Source organism: Kosakonia sp. R1.Fl, assembly GCF_023516815.1.
Taxonomy (GTDB): domain Bacteria; phylum Pseudomonadota; class Gammaproteobacteria; order Enterobacterales; family Enterobacteriaceae; genus Kosakonia.
The window spans coordinates 386,473-401,776 of record NZ_JAMGSQ010000001.1 but is presented as its reverse complement, the minus strand read 5'-3'; the positions used below and the strand labels follow the sequence as shown (position 1 = coordinate 401,776).

Below are 15,304 nucleotides of genomic sequence, written 5' to 3'. Positions count from 1 at the left end.
TGCAGGCCAGCTAAACATAGTTTTATCCCCCTATCCCCCTCAATCAGCCATACCGCTGCGTTAGCGTCTCCAGCCGTTTACTTCCCATTTTTAGCCCTCTTTTTACAGAACAAACTCTACGCCGTTGATTTATGCATAAAAAATATACTGGATATTTGTACAGTAAGTCGTATAATAATTCTACAGATTATCCAGGGTGAGTATGTGTAAGGAGTGAACCTATGGTAATTCCTGGTGAAAATTTCAATTCCCAACAGGCTCTGGCGACGGTCAGCAGCCGCGAAATCGCAAAGTTGACAGGCTTGACTCACACCGAAGTGAAACGGATGGTGAAAAGCCTGGAGACTGCGCAACGACTCTCCCAGCCGGTGAACGAACATATGTATGAGCGGGAAGGTGAGATGCGACAGGAGTTTTTGCTCAATAAGCGGGACTCACTGCTGACGGTTTCGCGCCTCTCGCCAGGCTTTACTGCAGAGATGCTCGATCGCTGGCAGGAGAAAGAAAAGGATATCAGTCTGCCCGATTTCACTAATCCCGCAGCCGCGGCGCGCGCGTGGGCCGAACAGTATGAAAAGCGTCAGCGTGCGGAAGCGCTGCTTGCCGTTTCTGCCCCAAAGGCGGAGTTTTTTGACCGGTATGTCAGGGTTGAGGAGTCGCTTGGTTTCCGACAGCTTTGTAAGATGCTGCGGGTGAAGGAGTCTCTGTTCCGGAGCTTTTTGCTTGAACGCAACATCATGCAGCGCGTCGACGGTGCGCTGATGCCGCCGCAGTACCATATCGATGCGGGCTACTTTACCGTCCATGGCGGCGTAGGGGAAAACAAGCGTAGCTGGTCTCAGGCGCGTTTTACCGCCAGGGGCGTGAAGTGGGTAGCCGATCTGTGGGCTAAACAACTCTCCTCGCTGCCGGTAGAGATGCCGCGCGCAGAGCGCACCGAACCAAAAACAGCGGAACGTAGCTGGTTTTAATCATCCCCAGTAAAGCGTTTTGCCGGGATCAATCTTCCTTTATCAACACATCACGCAGGGATGCGTTGTTGCGCTTGTTCCCCTTTCTGTTAATTCTTAACCTCAGCAACAAGCCCTTCGGACGCGCCAATTATTCCAGTGAAAATGTGATGCAGGTCAGATTACTGGCGAAACCGTCTGGACAATCATTCCTTTTATTCCATGTTTCGCTTATTCTAGCTGAATCGTTTCAGTCGGCTAAATGTTCGACAAATAATCAAACAGACGCAGTTTAAGCAGGCGAGGATTCCCCTTCTGTGGTTGCTGGATTACTCTGTCATCCACTTCAGGCTGGCTAGCCTTGCAGGAGAGTTATGACCGTACGCATAGCGATTAATGGTTTCGGTCGCATCGGGCGCAATGTGGTTCGTGCTTTATATGAATCCGGGCGTCGGGCGGAAATCACCGTGGTGGCAATCAACGAACTGGCCGATGCCGTGGGCATGGCACATTTGTTGAAATATGACACCAGCCATGGACGTTTCGCATGGGATGTTCGCCAGGAGCGTGAACAACTGATTGTCGGCGATGACGTTATTCGCATCCTGCATGAGCGTGCTATCGACGCGTTGCCGTGGCGTGAGTTAGGCGTCGATGTGGTGCTCGACTGTACAGGCGTGTATGGCAACCGTGAAGATGGCGAGGCGCATCTGGCGGCGGGCGCGAAAAAAGTGCTCTTTTCCCATCCTGGTAGCCACGACCTTGATGCAACGATTGTTTTTGGCGTTAACCAAAACACACTGCGAGCCACTGACCTGCTGGTATCTAACGCGTCCTGTACGACGAACTGTATTATTCCGGTCATAAAACTACTCGACGATGCGTATGGCATTGAGTCAGGAACCGTGACAACGATTCACTCGGCGATGCACGACCAGCAAGTGATTGACGCCTATCACCCCGACTTGCGGCGTACGCGCGCGGCCAGCCAGTCCATCATCCCCGTGGATACCAAACTGGCGGCTGGCATCACGAGAATTTTTCCGCAGTTTAATGACAGATTTGAAGCGATAGCGGTACGTGTGCCGACAATTAATGTCACCGCTATCGATCTGAGTGTAACGGTGAAGAAACCGGTAAAATCCAGTGAAGTCAATGCGTTGCTGCAAAAAGCAGCGCAGGGAACATTTCATGGTATAGTTGACTATACGGAATTACCGTTGGTTTCAACCGATTTTAACCACGATCCGCACAGTGCCATTGTTGATGGCACGCAGACACGGGTCAGTGGCGCGCACCTGATTAAAACCCTGGTATGGTGCGATAACGAATGGGGCTTTGCTAACCGAATGCTCGACACGACGTTAGCAATGGCGGCTATTGGTTTCAGGTAGGGCGCAACAGCGCTCGCAAAACTTTAAGAATCATTGAGAGGATTCACCATGTCTGTAATTAAGATGACCGATCTGGATCTGGCTGGTAAACGCGTTTTCATCCGTGCTGATCTGAACGTGCCGGTTAAAGATGGCAAAGTGACCAGCGACGCGCGTATTCGTGCTTCTCTGCCGACCATTGAACTGGCGCTGAAGCAGGGTGCGAAAGTAATGGTGACTTCCCACCTGGGTCGTCCGACCGAAGGCGAGTACAACGAAGAATTCTCTCTGCTGCCGGTTGTTAACTATCTGAAAGACAAACTGTCCAACCCGGTTCGCCTGGTTAAAGATTACCTGGACGGCGTAGAAGTTGCTGCGGGTGAGCTGGTCGTTCTGGAAAACGTTCGCTTTAACAAAGGTGAGAAGAAAGACGACGAAGCACTATCTAAAAAATATGCTGCACTGTGCGACGTGTTCGTGATGGACGCATTCGGTACTGCGCACCGCGCTCAGGCGTCTACGCATGGTATCGGTAAATTTGCTGATGTCGCTTGCGCAGGCCCGCTGCTGGCAGACGAACTGGAAGCGCTGGGTAAAGCGCTGAAAGAACCGGCTCGTCCGATGGTTGCTATCGTTGGTGGTTCTAAAGTTTCCACTAAACTGACCGTTCTGGATTCTCTGTCCAAAATCGCTGACCAACTGATTGTTGGCGGCGGCATTGCTAACACCTTCGTTGCTGCGCAAGGCCACAACGTTGGTAAATCCCTCTATGAAGCCGACCTGGTTGATGAAGCCAAACGCCTGCTCGGTACTTGCGATATCCCGGTCCCGACAGATGTTCGCGTTGCGACTGAGTTCTCTGAAACCGCAACTGCGACCCTGAAATCTGTTTCTGACATCAAAGATGATGAGCAAATTCTGGATCTGGGCGACGTTTCTGCACAAAAACTGGCTGAAATCCTGAAAAACGCCAAAACTATTTTGTGGAACGGTCCGGTTGGCGTGTTTGAATTCCCGAACTTCCGTAAAGGTACCGAAATTGTGGCTAACGCGATTGCAGACAGCGACGCGTTCTCCATCGCAGGCGGCGGTGACACTCTGGCGGCGATTGACCTGTTTGGTATCTCTGACAAGATTTCCTACATCTCCACTGGCGGTGGCGCGTTCCTCGAATTTGTGGAAGGCAAAGTACTGCCGGCAGTAGCCATGCTCGAAGAGCGCGCTAAGAAGTAAGACATTCAAGGGCAGGGAAACCTGCCCTGTTTTCAGCGCGCTTTCGGGCTCGCTTTAATTCTCTACACAAAATCATTCAAGTTGCATCAAGGCGGCAACGGAGTGAATCATCAGGAACTGAATGCAATAAGTCTCTGATGTAAGCGAAGGCAGCCAGCGCCGAGTCAGCTTGAAGGATGATGTGTACAACGGCCGAAGATACAGGACTACGTAACATGTCTAAAATTTTTGATTTCGTAAAACCTGGCGTGATCACTGGTGATGACGTTCAGAAAGTGTTCCAGGTAGCTAAAGAAAACAACTTCGCTCTGCCTGCGGTTAACTGCGTGGGTACTGACTCCATCAACGCCGTTCTGGAAGCTGCAGCGAAAGTTAAAGCGCCTGTTATCGTTCAGTTCTCTAACGGCGGCGCAGCGTTCATCGCGGGTAAAGGCGTGAAAACTGACGTTCCTCAGGGCGCGGCAATTCTGGGTGCTATCTCTGGTGCGCATCACGTACACCAGATGGCAGAGCACTACGGCGTGCCGGTTATCCTGCACACCGACCACTGCGCGAAAAAACTGCTGCCGTGGATCGACGGACTGCTGGACGCGGGTGAAAAACACTTCGCAGCTACCGGTAAACCGCTGTTCTCTTCTCACATGATTGACCTGTCTGAAGAGTCTCTGGAAGAGAACATCGCGATCAGCTCCAAATACCTGGCGCGTATGGCCAAAATGGGCATGACGCTGGAAATCGAACTGGGTTGCACCGGTGGTGAAGAAGACGGCGTAGACAACAGCCATATGGACGCGTCTGCACTGTACACCCAGCCGGAAGACGTTGATTACGCATACACCGAGCTGAACAAAATCAGCCCGCGTTTCACCATCGCCGCTTCCTTCGGTAACGTACACGGCGTGTACAAACCGGGTAACGTGAAACTGACTCCGACTATCCTGCGCGACTCTCAGGAATATGTTTCCAAAAAACATAACCTGCCGCACAACAGCCTGAACTTCGTATTCCACGGTGGTTCCGGTTCTTCCGCTCAGGAAATCAAAGACTCCGTAAGCTACGGCGTTATCAAAATGAACATCGATACCGACACCCAATGGGCAACCTGGGAAGGTATTCTGAAGTACTACAAAGAAAACGAAGGCTACCTGCAGGGCCAGTTGGGCAATCCGAAAGGCGCAGACCAGCCGAACAAAAAATACTACGATCCGCGTGTATGGCTGCGTGCTGCGCAGACCAGCATGGTGACTCGTCTGGAGCAGGCTTTCAAAGAGCTGAACGCGGTAGACGTTCTGTAATTTGTACTGCTTTTGTCTGAAAAGGCCCGCTAAATGCGGGCCTTTTTTATTGCGAATTCAACGGAATGCCTACGATCACAAAACGTGATCGACTTGGCGAAATGGCGGCTTTTTGTTTACCCTTTAGGGATCTCTCCTTACTGGAAGGGGTGGTTTTCCCGTTTTGGAACAATATAAGGAAGCTCGAATGGAAGATCTTGACGTTGTCGACAGCATTAATAATGCAGGTTCATGGCTGGTAAACAACCAGGCGCTGCTATTGAGCTATGTCGTTAATATCGTGGCCGCTATCGCTATCATCATTGTCGGGATGATTGTGGCGCGTATTGTCTCGAATACCGTTAATCGCCTGATGGTGGCGCGACACATCGATGCTACGGTGGCGGATTTTCTTTCCGCGCTGGTGCGCTACGGTATTATCGCGTTTACGCTGATTGCTGCGCTGGGGCGCGTTGGCGTGCAAACCGCCTCGGTGATCGCGGTTCTTGGTGCCGCCGGTCTGGCTATCGGTCTGGCGCTGCAAGGCTCGCTCTCTAACCTTGCTGCTGGCGTGCTGCTGGTAACTTTCCGCCCGTTCCGCTCAGGCGAGTATGTTGATCTGGGTGGTGTGGCCGGTACGGTATTGCAGGTGCAGATTTTCTCCACCACCATGCGCACTGTCGATGGGCGTATTGTGGTTATTCCGAACGGCAAAATCATCGCCGGGAATATTGTTAACTTCTCCCGTGAACCGGTGCGGCGCAACGAGTTTATTATTGGCGTGGCGTATGATTCAGATATTGATGAGGTGAAACGCATCCTGACTGAAATTATTCAGGCTGACGAACGCATTATCAAAGATCGCGAAATGACGGTACGCCTCAATGAATTAGGACCTTCATCGATCAATTTTGTAGTCCGCGTCTGGAGCAAGAGCAGCGATCTGCAAAACGTTTATTGGGATGTACTGGAACTTATCAAACGCCGTTTTGACGAACACGGTATCAGTTTCCCGTATCCACAGATGGACGTGAATTTCAAACGCGTGAAAAAATCCACAGAGCAGTAAATATCAAGGCCGGGGTTCCGGCCTTATTTGTGCTCTTCGTTATTAGGAAAGCTTATTAACGATTAGTATTATCCATTTCATCTAATGATTGTCCCGCGCTATAGTCAGTGTTCGAAACAACTCTGATGGAATCACCTCGTGCTATCTTATTATTTTCAAGGCCTTATGCTTGGGGCTGCGTTGATCCTGCCGCTTGGGCCACAAAATGCTTTTGTTATGAATCAGGGCATCCGCAGGCAGTTCCATATCATGACCGCAGCGCTTTGCACGCTCAGCGACGTATTACTGATTTGCGCGGGTATTTTCGGTGGGAGCGCATTGCTGATGCAGTCGCCGTGGCTGCTGGCACTGGTGACGTGGGGTGGCGTGGCGTTTCTGTTGTGGTACGGCTTTGGTGCACTGAAAACGGCGTTCGGTAGCACTATTGAACTGGCGAGTACTGAAGCAATGCGCCAGGGGCGCTGGCGCATAATCGCCACCATGCTGGCGGTTACCTGGTTGAACCCCCACGTTTACCTCGATACGTTTGTGGTACTCGGCAGTCTTGGCGGTCAGCTCGATGCGGAGCCAAAACGCTGGTTTGCACTGGGCACGGTGAGCGCCTCCTTCCTGTGGTTTTTTAGCCTTGCTTTACTTGCGGCCTGGCTTGCTCCTCGTTTGCGCACGGTGCAAGCACAGCGGGTGATTAACACCCTGGTGGGGTTGGTGATGTGGTTTATCGCTTTCCAGTTGGCGCGCGAAGGGGTACACCATATGCAGGGATTATTCAGTTAAGGTAAGTCCGATGGACAATTCACGCTTAGCCGCTAAGCTTGCTGCCAGGCGTCCTGCAATTCTGGGCGTAACAAAAGCACCATGGAGGAGCAACTGTGAAATTTAAAGTGATGGCCCTGGCGGCAATGGTTGGTTTCAGCGGGATGGTGGTACAGGCGAGCGAATTGCCGGATGGCCCGCATATTGTCACCTCGGGTACGGCAAGCGTGGACGCGACCCCGGACATCGCCACGCTGGCGATTGAGGTCAATGTCGCCGCGAAAGACGCTGCCTCAGCCAAAAAACAGGCCGATGACCGTGTTGCGCAATATCTTAGCTTTCTTGAGCAAAACGGCATTGCCCGGAAAGACATTAATTCCGCGAACTTACGCACACAACCTGATTATGACTACCAGAACGGCAAAAGCATCCTGAAAGGCTACCGTGCAGTGCGTACTGTGGAAGTCACGCTGCGTGAGCTGGATAAACTTAATTCACTGCTGGATGGCGCACTGAAAGCGGGGCTGAACGAAATTCGTTCTGTATCGTTGGGCGTTGCGCAACCAGAGTCATTCAAAGATAAAGCGCGCAAAGCGGCTATTGATGATGCAACGCACCAGGCGCAGCAGCTAGCGGCGGGCTTTAACGCTAAACTCGGCCCGATCTACAGCGTGCGCTACCATGTTTCCAATTATCAGCCGAGCCCGATGGTACGCATGATGAAAACGGATGCGCCAGAAGCCGCTTCTGCGCAGGAAACCTATGAGCAACCGTCGATTCAGTTTGCTGATCAGGTAGATGTTGTGTTCCAGCTGGAACCGACTCAGAGCCAGCCGCAGACTGCGGCACCGGCGAAGTAATCTTTTTCGCCCTCTCCCGGCCGGGAAGAGGGCGTTTTATTAATCCTGCCTTAACACCCGATGCCCATATTCCAGCAGCGCGTCCGTGACGTTGCGCATCATCCGGCTTTCCGGCGCAAAACGGTGCCAGTACAGCATCCGGCGCTGCAGCAAACCGGGCGTCAGGTCGATCAGATCGCCGCTGTTCAGCTCTTTTTCGATTTGCAGATGCGGGATCATGCAGCAGGTCGTCCCCTGACGCGCCAGTTGTACAAACGCTTCGGAAGAGTTGACGATATGGCAAGGCACGCTACCCGGCGGTAAGTCGAAATACTGCTGTAAAAAAGCCTGATGCATATCATCGAGATGATCAAACGCGACCGCCGGTGCTTTGAGCAATGCGGAGCGCGTGACGCCGTTCGGGAAATAGCGCTCGGCGAACGCTTTCGAACCGACGAACAGGTAATCCAGCGCGCCAAGTTGGTCGACCAGGCAACTGGGCAGCGCCTGTGGCTGAATACTCACCGCGCCAACGACCTCACCGCGACGCAAACGCTCCTGAGTGCGGGTTTCGTCTTCCACCTGCAGATTCAGGCGAATTGGTGAGTCGGCCAGTACCGGGGCTAATGCAGGCAGCAGCCAGGTCGCCAGGCTGTCGGCGTTGACCGCCAGCGATAATAACAACGGCGTGGAGCCGGTTTGTTCGTCGCCAAGCCACTCCTCTTCCAGCAGTTCGACCTGGCGCAGTAATGCCAGCAGTTTTTGCCCCTGCTCAGTGGGACGAGGTGGAACGGTACGCACCAGTAGCGGCTGACCAAACATATTTTCCAGTTGCTTAATGCGCTGCGACACGGCGGACTGGGTAATACACAGCTTTTGTGCGGCACGTTCAAATCCGCGCTCACGAATAACCGCATCAAGCGCCTGTAATGTTCTGTAGTCCGGACGTTTCATTGCTCGGGCATTCTCCTGAAAAAATCGTACTCAGCACTATGACATAATTTTTTGTTCGGTACAGACGAAATTGGACGTCGCGTAATGTGACACTGGTCACAGGGACATTTAGGGTAACGCTGGTCTATAATGCGCCTGAAATTTCACACCACAGGCAAACGACCATGACGCAGGATGAACTCAAAAAAGCAGTGGGCTGGGCAGCGCTGAAGTATGTAGAACCTGGCACCATTGTAGGGGTTGGCACCGGTTCTACCGCTGCACATTTTATTGACGCGCTGGGCACGATGAAAGGCCAGATTGAAGGCGCGGTTTCCAGCTCGGACGCGTCCACCGAGAAACTGAAAAGCCTTGGCATTACCGTGTTCGATCTCAACGAGGTGGACCGGCTTGGCATTTATGTGGACGGCGCGGATGAGATTAACGGCCAGATGCAGATGATCAAAGGCGGCGGCGCGGCGCTGACGCGTGAAAAAGTTATCGCCTCGGTGGCGGATAAATTCATCTGTATCGCGGATGCTTCCAAGCAGGTTGATATCCTCGGTAAATTCCCACTGCCGGTGGAAGTGATTCCGATGGCGCGTAGCGCTGTTGCTCGCGAGCTGGTCAAGCTGGGCGGTCGTCCGGAATATCGCCAGAACGTGGTGACGGATAATGGCAACGTCATCCTGGATGTTTATGGTCTTGAGATCATCGACCCGATCGCACTGGAAAACAGCATCAATGCGTTGCCAGGCGTAGTGACTGTGGGGTTATTTGCTAATCGTGGCGCGGATGTGGCGCTGATCGGCACCGCTGACGGCGTGAAAACTATCGTGAAATGATCTGACAGGGAGGCGTATGCCTCCCTGTAAAAAATCTGCAATGGGCAAATTTGGTGATATCTGTCACGTTTTCGCCCTCGTCATGCGTTACCTGCCGCTTGCGTCTTGTTTTTTAGCATTTTTCTCTGCCATTTCCCGCTGTATGACATTTCTTCAGATACCTGACGCAAACGTTCATATTGCCGCGATAGTTTTTTTTGATATGTTGACTAACGCGGATTGCAATCTGCACAACATCACAGTCAAGACAAAAAACAGGGTCGGGTAAATGGCAAAGGTATCACTGGAGAAAGACAAGATTAAATTTCTGCTCGTCGAAGGGGTGCACCAGAAAGCTCTGGATAGCCTTCGCGCTGCAGGTTACACCAACATTGAGTTTCACAAAGGCGCGCTGGATAGCGAGCAACTGAAAGAGTCCATCCGTGATGCCCACTTTATCGGCCTGCGATCCCGTACTCAACTGACTGAAGATATCATCGCTGCGGCGGAAAAACTGGTGGCTATCGGCTGTTTCTGTATCGGTACCAACCAGGTGAATCTGGATGCAGCGGCGAAGCGCGGTATTCCGGTATTCAACGCGCCGTTTTCCAACACCCGTTCGGTGGCGGAGTTAGTGATTGGCGAACTACTGCTGCTGATGCGCGGTATCCCTGAAGCGAACGCCAAAGCCCATCGCGGTATCTGGAACAAGCTGGCAGTAGGTTCGTATGAAGCGCGCGGTAAAAAACTCGGTATCATCGGTTACGGCCATATTGGCACGCAGCTCGGTATTCTGGCGGAATCGCTGGGGATGCACGTCTATTTCTATGATATCGAAAGCAAATTGCCACTCGGCAATGCAACGCAGGTGCAACATCTCTCCGACTTGCTGAATATGAGCGATGTCGTGAGCCTGCATGTGCCGGAAAACGCTTCTACAAAAGATATGATTGGGCCGGAAGAACTGGCGCTGATGAAACCGGGCGCACTGCTGATCAACGCCGCACGCGGTACGGTGGTGGATATTCCGGCACTGTGCGATGCGCTGAAGCGTAAACATCTGGCGGGCGCGGCAATCGACGTGTTCCCGACTGAACCGGCGACCAACAGCGATCCGTTCGACTCTCCGCTGTGTGAATTCGATAACGTCCTGCTGACGCCGCACATTGGCGGTTCCACGCAGGAAGCGCAGGAAAACATCGGTCTGGAAGTGGCCGGTAAACTGATTAAGTACTCCGACAACGGTTCGACGCTTTCTGCGGTGAATTTCCCGGAGGTCTCTTTGCCGCTGCACGGGGGCCGTCGTTTACTGCACATCCACGAAAACCGCCCTGGTGTGCTGACCGCGCTCAACCAGATTTTCGCCAGCCAGAATATCAACATTGCAGCGCAGTACCTGCAAACCACGCCGTATATGGGGTATGTGGTTATTGATATTGAAGCGGATGAAGATGTGGCGCAGAAAGCGTTGCAGAGCATGAAAGCAATTCCGGGCACCATTCGTTCCCGTCTGCTGTTCTAAACGTTGCGCTTTCCTCTCCCGCAAGGGAGGGGAAAGTTACCACTGCCATATTCTGGATGGCGTAACCACCGCAGGCAGCGGGATATCCCACTCTTCCACTGGCAGCTTCTCCACACCCTGGCAGTCATGCGCGTAACCCACCGGTTGCAGGCTATATTCGCGCCAGTTTTGTAACGTGCGATCGTAAAAACCACCGCCCATTCCCAGGCGCTGCCCTTGTTCATCAAAGGCGACCAGCGGCGTAATCAGCACGTCGAGTTGGCTGAGCGGCAACACATCGCGCACATCCAGCTTCGGTTCCTGAATTTTCAGACGGTTAACAACCAGCTCGCTGTGCGGATGGTAATGCAGAAACAGCAAATTACCGGGGCTAAAGGGATGCAACACCGGCAGGTAAACGCGTTTACCGCTACGCCAGAGTTGCTCAATCAACGGTTGGGTATCCAGCTCGCCATCAAAAGAGAGAAACAACGCTACGCTATGTGCCATCACAACTGGCGCATACGCCATCATGCGTGCCGCAGCCTGCTGGGCGAAGTGCGTTTGTTGTTCAGGAGTGAGTTCACGCCGGCGCTGGCGAATAACTTTGCGGATTTCTTGTCGTGACGAAGGAAAATCAGGAAGTTGCGTCATGATGGTTGTAAAAAAGAAGGGAATCTCCGAGATGCCGCCGCTGGCTGTAACCCTTGAACCCTTGGTTCAAGGTGAATGCGTCGTCATAGCTTTAAGGCTTCTCGGACGGACCGAGCATGCTCACCAACCATGGATCGCCACATTCTTGTGGTATGAAATATCGGCTCAGGGGACTGGCCCGCTTGCAAACATCTCAGAGATATTTTTTGGCTTCACGATCACTCTAACACAGATGACCCTGAAGCGTTATTCAAACTTTGGTCCCGGTCTTTCTGTTATGCGACCTTGATCAAGCAATGCCTGTTCGATGGTCTGCTGTAACATCCGAATACGCTGTTCCATGCTGGCGGCGTATTCGCGGGTCTTTGCTTTTTCCTGAGTCAGCTCGTAACTAATGTTCAACGCGGCGATAAACACCAACTGCTCAGTATTTGTGACTCTAGTGCGAACCTTCAGATCTTGCAACCGCTGATTCAGATCCTCCGCGGCCTGATTCAGAGCATCTCTCTGTTCAGGCGGGCAATTCACTCGCAGTGAACGGCCAAAAATTTGGATATCGACGGGTTGTGCAGACATGCCACCTTCCTGCTGTTTGACTGCGCTCTGCCTTCGCATCCGAGCCCTGGGCTGCGAAGGGGCGACACTATAAGCTACCCTGGCGCGCGCTTTCAAGCTTTTTGCGTCTATACCTTAATGATTCGGTGTGCATGCAAACGCATGGAACGTGAAGCATCACGGGTATATCACCAGGGGCCAAAGTGGTAGCATATCATGAATATTCCCCCCAACGACGACGAATGCGCATGTCTATACAGAACGAAATACCTGGTTACAACGATGTAGCCCAGCTACTCAACCAACAGGGCGTGGGATTACTTCCTGCTGAAATGCACGGGCTTATCGCGGGGATCCTCTGCGGCGGTAACAACGATAGTTCCTGGCAGCCGTTGCTGCATGATTTAACCAACGACGGTCTGGCATTCGGTCACGAGCTGGCGCAAGCGCTGCGCAGCATGCATTCAGCCACCAGCGACTCGCTGGAAGATGACGGTTTCTTGTTCCAGCTCTATCTGCCGGATGGCGACGACGTTAGCGTTTTCGACCGCGCCGACGCGCTGGCGGGCTGGGTGAACCATTTTCTGCTGGGGCTGGGCGTCACCCAGCCGAAACTCGATAAAGTGACGGGTGAAACCGGCGAAGCGATTGACGATCTGCGCAATATTGCGCAGCTGGGTTATGACGAAGACGAAGATCAGGAAGAGCTGGAAATGTCGCTCGAAGAGATCGTCGAGTACGTCCGTGTCGCGGCGCTACTGTGCCACGACACGTTCACGCGCCCGCAGCCTACCGCACCGGAAGTGCGTAAGCCCACGTTACATTAATTCACCTTGTAGGGAGTCGGTGTCATGACACAGCTTGAATTTCTCCGTCGCCGCCAGGCATTACTGGCGCAGATGGTTCCGGGCAGCGCAGCGCTAATTTTCGCCGCACCGGAAGCCACTCGCAGCGCAGACAGTGAATACCCGTACCGCCAGCACAGCGATTTCTGGTATTTCACCGGTTTTAACGAGCCGGAAGCGGTGCTGGTGCTGATCAAAAGTGATGACACCCACAACCACAGCGTGCTGTTCAACCGCGTGCGCGACAAAACCGCCGAGATCTGGTTTGGTCGTCGCCTGGGTCAGGAAGCCGCGCCGGAAAAGCTGGGCGTCGATCGCGCACTGGCTTTCCCGGAAATCAACGAACATCTTTATCAATTGCTTAACGGTCTTGATGCCGTGTACCACGCGCAGGGTGAATTCGACTATGCCGACACCATTGTGTTCACTGCGCTGGATAAGTTGCGCAAAGGTTCGCGTCAGAATCTGCTTGCGCCGCCAACGTTAACCGACTGGCGACCAATGGTGCATGAAATGCGCCTGTTTAAATCTGCCGAAGAGATAGACGTGATGCGTCGCGCCGGGGAGATCTCCGCGCTGGCGCATACCCGTGCGATGCAGGTTTGCCGTCCGGGGATGTTTGAATATCAGCTTGAAGGTGAGATTCAGCACGAGTTTAACCGCCACGGCGCGCGTTTTCCCTCCTATAACACCATTGTGGGTTCCGGCGTCAACGGCTGCATTCTGCACTACACGGAAAATGAGAGCCAGATGCGTGACGGCGATCTGGTGTTGATTGATGCCGGTTGTGAATACAAAGGATATGCCGGTGATATCACCCGTACCTTCCCGGTAAACGGCAAATTCAGCCCGGCGCAGCGCGACATCTACGATATCGTGCTGGCCTCGCTGGAACGAGCCCTTGCGCTTTTCCGCCCAGGCACGTCTATTCAGGAAGTGACCAGCGAAGTGGTGCGCATCATGATTACCGGGCTGGTGAAGCTCGGCATCCTGAAAGGTGAAGTCGATGAACTGGTGGAAAAAAACGCCCACCGCCCGTTTTTTATGCACGGCTTAAGCCACTGGCTCGGGTTGGATGTGCACGATGTCGGTGTCTATGGCAAAGATCGCTCGCGTGAGCTGGCACCAGGCATGGTGCTGACGGTTGAGCCAGGTCTTTACATCGCGCCGGATGCCGATGTGCCGGAGCAGTATCGCGGTATTGGTATTCGTATTGAAGATGACATCGTCATCACTGAAGACGGCAACGAAAATCTGACCGCCAGCGTCGTGAAAACCGCGGACGAGATTGAAGCGCTGATGGCGGCATCACGTTCATGAGTGTGATTATCGTTGGCGGTGGCATGGCTGGCGCAACGCTTGCGCTGGCGATTTCTCATCTTACTCACGGCAAATTACCTGTTCATCTGGTAGAAGCCAGTGTTCCCGGTGCATCCGCGCATCCGGGGTTTGACGCCCGCGCCATTGCGTTAGCGGCAGGCACGTGCCAGCAGCTGGCGCGTATCGGCATCTGGCAAGCCATCGCTTCCTGCGCAACGCCAATTTCAACGGTTCATGTCAGCGATCGCGGCCATGCAGGCTTTGTCACGCTGGATGCACAGGATTACCACATCGATGCGCTTGGCTACGTTGTCGAACTGCACGACGTTGGGCAGCGGCTGTTCACGCTACTGCAAAACGCGCCCGGCGTGACACTGCATTGCCCGGCGAAAGTCAGCGCGGTTGCCCGTGATGAAGGGCAGGTGAGCGTAACGCTGGAAAGGGGGGAATCGATTACTGGTCAGTTATTGGTAGCGGCAGACGGCTCCCGTTCACGCATTGGTGAGCAACTGGGTGTGGACTGGCAGCAAGCGCCTTATCACCAGGCGGCGGTCATCGCCAACGTCACCACCTCTGTGGCGCATCAGGGGCGGGCGTTTGAGCGTTTTACCCAACATGGCCCGCTGGCAATGTTGCCGATGTCACAAGGTCGCTGTTCGCTGGTGTGGTGTCATCCGCTGGAAAAACAGCAGCAGATTGCCGCCTGGTCTGACGAACGTTTCTGCCACGAGTTACAAAAAGCCTTTGGCTGGCGGCTTGGGCGCATCCTGCACGTGGGCAAACGCAGCGTTTACCCGCTGACGCTGACCGCGGCCTCTTCGCCTGTCTCGCACCGCGCGGTGCTGGTCGGCAATGCCGCGCAAACGCTGCATCCTATCGCCGGACAGGGTTTTAACCTCGGCATGCGCGATGTGATGACGCTGGCGGAAACGCTGGCTGAGGCGTGGGCGGCGCAGCGAGATGTTGGCTACTATCCCGTGTTGACGGGCTATCGCGATCGCCGCCATGCGGACAAAAAAGCCACTATCGGCGTCACCGATGGGCTGGTGCATCTGTTTGCCAATCACTGGATGCCATTGGTCGTTGGGCGGAATGCTGGGCTGATGGCGATGGAATTATTTACTCCGGCGCGCGATGCGCTGGCGCAGCGTACCCTCGGTTGGGTTGCCCGTTAAAGACAA

The 15,304-nt window shown here is 53.6% G+C and carries 15 protein-coding genes and 1 other RNA gene; 12 read left to right on the top strand and 4 right to left on the bottom strand.

Going from position 1 to position 15,304, the window contains the following annotated elements:
* Window positions 1-221: 221 nt before the first annotated feature.
* The 7 genes from M8Q36_RS01885 (at window position 222) to M8Q36_RS01855 (ending at window position 7,512) form a co-directional block, all read left to right on the top strand.
* A complete protein-coding gene (locus M8Q36_RS01885; RefSeq protein WP_249879847.1) occupies window positions 222-971 on the top strand; it encodes a phage antirepressor KilAC domain-containing protein in 750 nt (249 codons plus the stop codon).
* Window positions 972-1,324: 353 nt separating this feature from the next.
* Complete coding sequence (gene epd, locus M8Q36_RS01880) at window positions 1,325-2,344, top strand: erythrose-4-phosphate dehydrogenase (RefSeq protein WP_249879846.1); 1,020 nt, start codon at window positions 1,325-1,327, stop codon at window positions 2,342-2,344.
* 48 nt (window positions 2,345-2,392) lie between these two features.
* Window positions 2,393-3,556, top strand: a complete 1,164-nt coding sequence (pgk, locus tag M8Q36_RS01875; protein WP_017457593.1) for a phosphoglycerate kinase — start codon at window positions 2,393-2,395, stop codon at window positions 3,554-3,556.
* Between the two features lie 215 nt (window positions 3,557-3,771).
* Window positions 3,772-4,851, top strand: a complete 1,080-nt coding sequence (gene fbaA, locus M8Q36_RS01870; protein ID WP_020455154.1) for a class II fructose-bisphosphate aldolase — start codon at window positions 3,772-3,774, stop codon at window positions 4,849-4,851.
* A 187-nt stretch (window positions 4,852-5,038) separates the two neighbouring features.
* Window positions 5,039-5,899 (top strand): small-conductance mechanosensitive channel MscS, encoded by an 861-nt coding sequence (gene mscS / locus M8Q36_RS01865; protein WP_249879845.1) that lies wholly within the window; start codon window positions 5,039-5,041, stop codon window positions 5,897-5,899.
* Between the two features lie 138 nt (window positions 5,900-6,037).
* A complete protein-coding gene (gene argO, locus M8Q36_RS01860) occupies window positions 6,038-6,673 on the top strand; it encodes an arginine exporter ArgO (protein ID WP_249879844.1) in 636 nt (211 codons plus the stop codon).
* A gap of 95 nt (window positions 6,674-6,768) precedes the next feature.
* Entirely contained in the window at window positions 6,769-7,512 is a 744-nt protein-coding gene (locus tag M8Q36_RS01855; RefSeq protein ID WP_249879843.1) for an oxidative stress defense protein, read from the top strand.
* 39 nt (window positions 7,513-7,551) lie between these two features.
* Here the strand turns inward: M8Q36_RS01855 and argP are convergent, their stop codons facing one another.
* Window positions 7,552-8,445: a DNA-binding transcriptional regulator ArgP gene (argP, locus tag M8Q36_RS01850; RefSeq protein ID WP_017457598.1), complete on the bottom strand. Its 894-nt coding sequence runs from the start codon at window positions 8,443-8,445 to the stop codon at window positions 7,552-7,554.
* 164 nt (window positions 8,446-8,609) lie between these two features.
* On the opposite strand from argP, the gene rpiA reads away from it, so the two are divergent.
* Complete coding sequence (rpiA, locus tag M8Q36_RS01845) at window positions 8,610-9,269, top strand: ribose-5-phosphate isomerase RpiA (protein WP_017457599.1); 660 nt, start codon at window positions 8,610-8,612, stop codon at window positions 9,267-9,269.
* 268 nt (window positions 9,270-9,537) lie between these two features.
* The gene (gene serA / locus M8Q36_RS01840; protein WP_017457601.1) at window positions 9,538-10,770 is read left to right on the top strand and encodes a phosphoglycerate dehydrogenase; all 1,233 of its coding nucleotides are present in this window, start codon (window positions 9,538-9,540) and stop codon (window positions 10,768-10,770) included.
* A gap of 36 nt (window positions 10,771-10,806) precedes the next feature.
* Here the strand turns inward: serA and M8Q36_RS01835 are convergent, their stop codons facing one another.
* The 3 genes from M8Q36_RS01835 to zapA form a co-directional block, all read right to left on the bottom strand.
* A complete protein-coding gene (locus tag M8Q36_RS01835; protein WP_249879842.1) occupies window positions 10,807-11,403 on the bottom strand; it encodes a 5-formyltetrahydrofolate cyclo-ligase in 597 nt (198 codons plus the stop codon).
* A 19-nt stretch (window positions 11,404-11,422) separates the two neighbouring features.
* A non-coding RNA gene (gene ssrS / locus M8Q36_RS01830) (6S RNA) lies at window positions 11,423-11,606 on the bottom strand.
* 43 nt (window positions 11,607-11,649) lie between these two features.
* Window positions 11,650-11,979, bottom strand: a complete 330-nt coding sequence (zapA, locus tag M8Q36_RS01825) for a cell division protein ZapA (RefSeq protein WP_017457603.1) — start codon at window positions 11,977-11,979, stop codon at window positions 11,650-11,652.
* Window positions 11,980-12,206: 227 nt separating this feature from the next.
* Here zapA and M8Q36_RS01820 point away from each other — a divergent pair, with 227 nt between their 5' ends.
* The 3 genes from M8Q36_RS01820 to ubiH are packed head-to-tail and all read left to right on the top strand — an operon-like array spanning window position 12,207 to window position 15,298.
* Window positions 12,207-12,785 (top strand): YecA/YgfB family protein, encoded by a 579-nt coding sequence (locus M8Q36_RS01820; RefSeq protein ID WP_086873856.1) that lies wholly within the window; start codon window positions 12,207-12,209, stop codon window positions 12,783-12,785.
* A gap of 24 nt (window positions 12,786-12,809) precedes the next feature.
* Window positions 12,810-14,123, top strand: coding sequence for a Xaa-Pro aminopeptidase (gene pepP, locus M8Q36_RS01815; protein ID WP_249879841.1), 1,314 nt, complete (start codon window positions 12,810-12,812; stop codon window positions 14,121-14,123).
* On the top strand, window positions 14,120-15,298 hold the full coding sequence (ubiH, locus tag M8Q36_RS01810; protein ID WP_249879840.1) for a 2-octaprenyl-6-methoxyphenyl hydroxylase: 1,179 nt from the start codon (window positions 14,120-14,122) through the stop codon (window positions 15,296-15,298). Before pepP ends, ubiH begins: the two co-directional genes overlap by 4 nt.
* The last annotated feature ends 6 nt before the right edge of the window (window positions 15,299-15,304 follow it).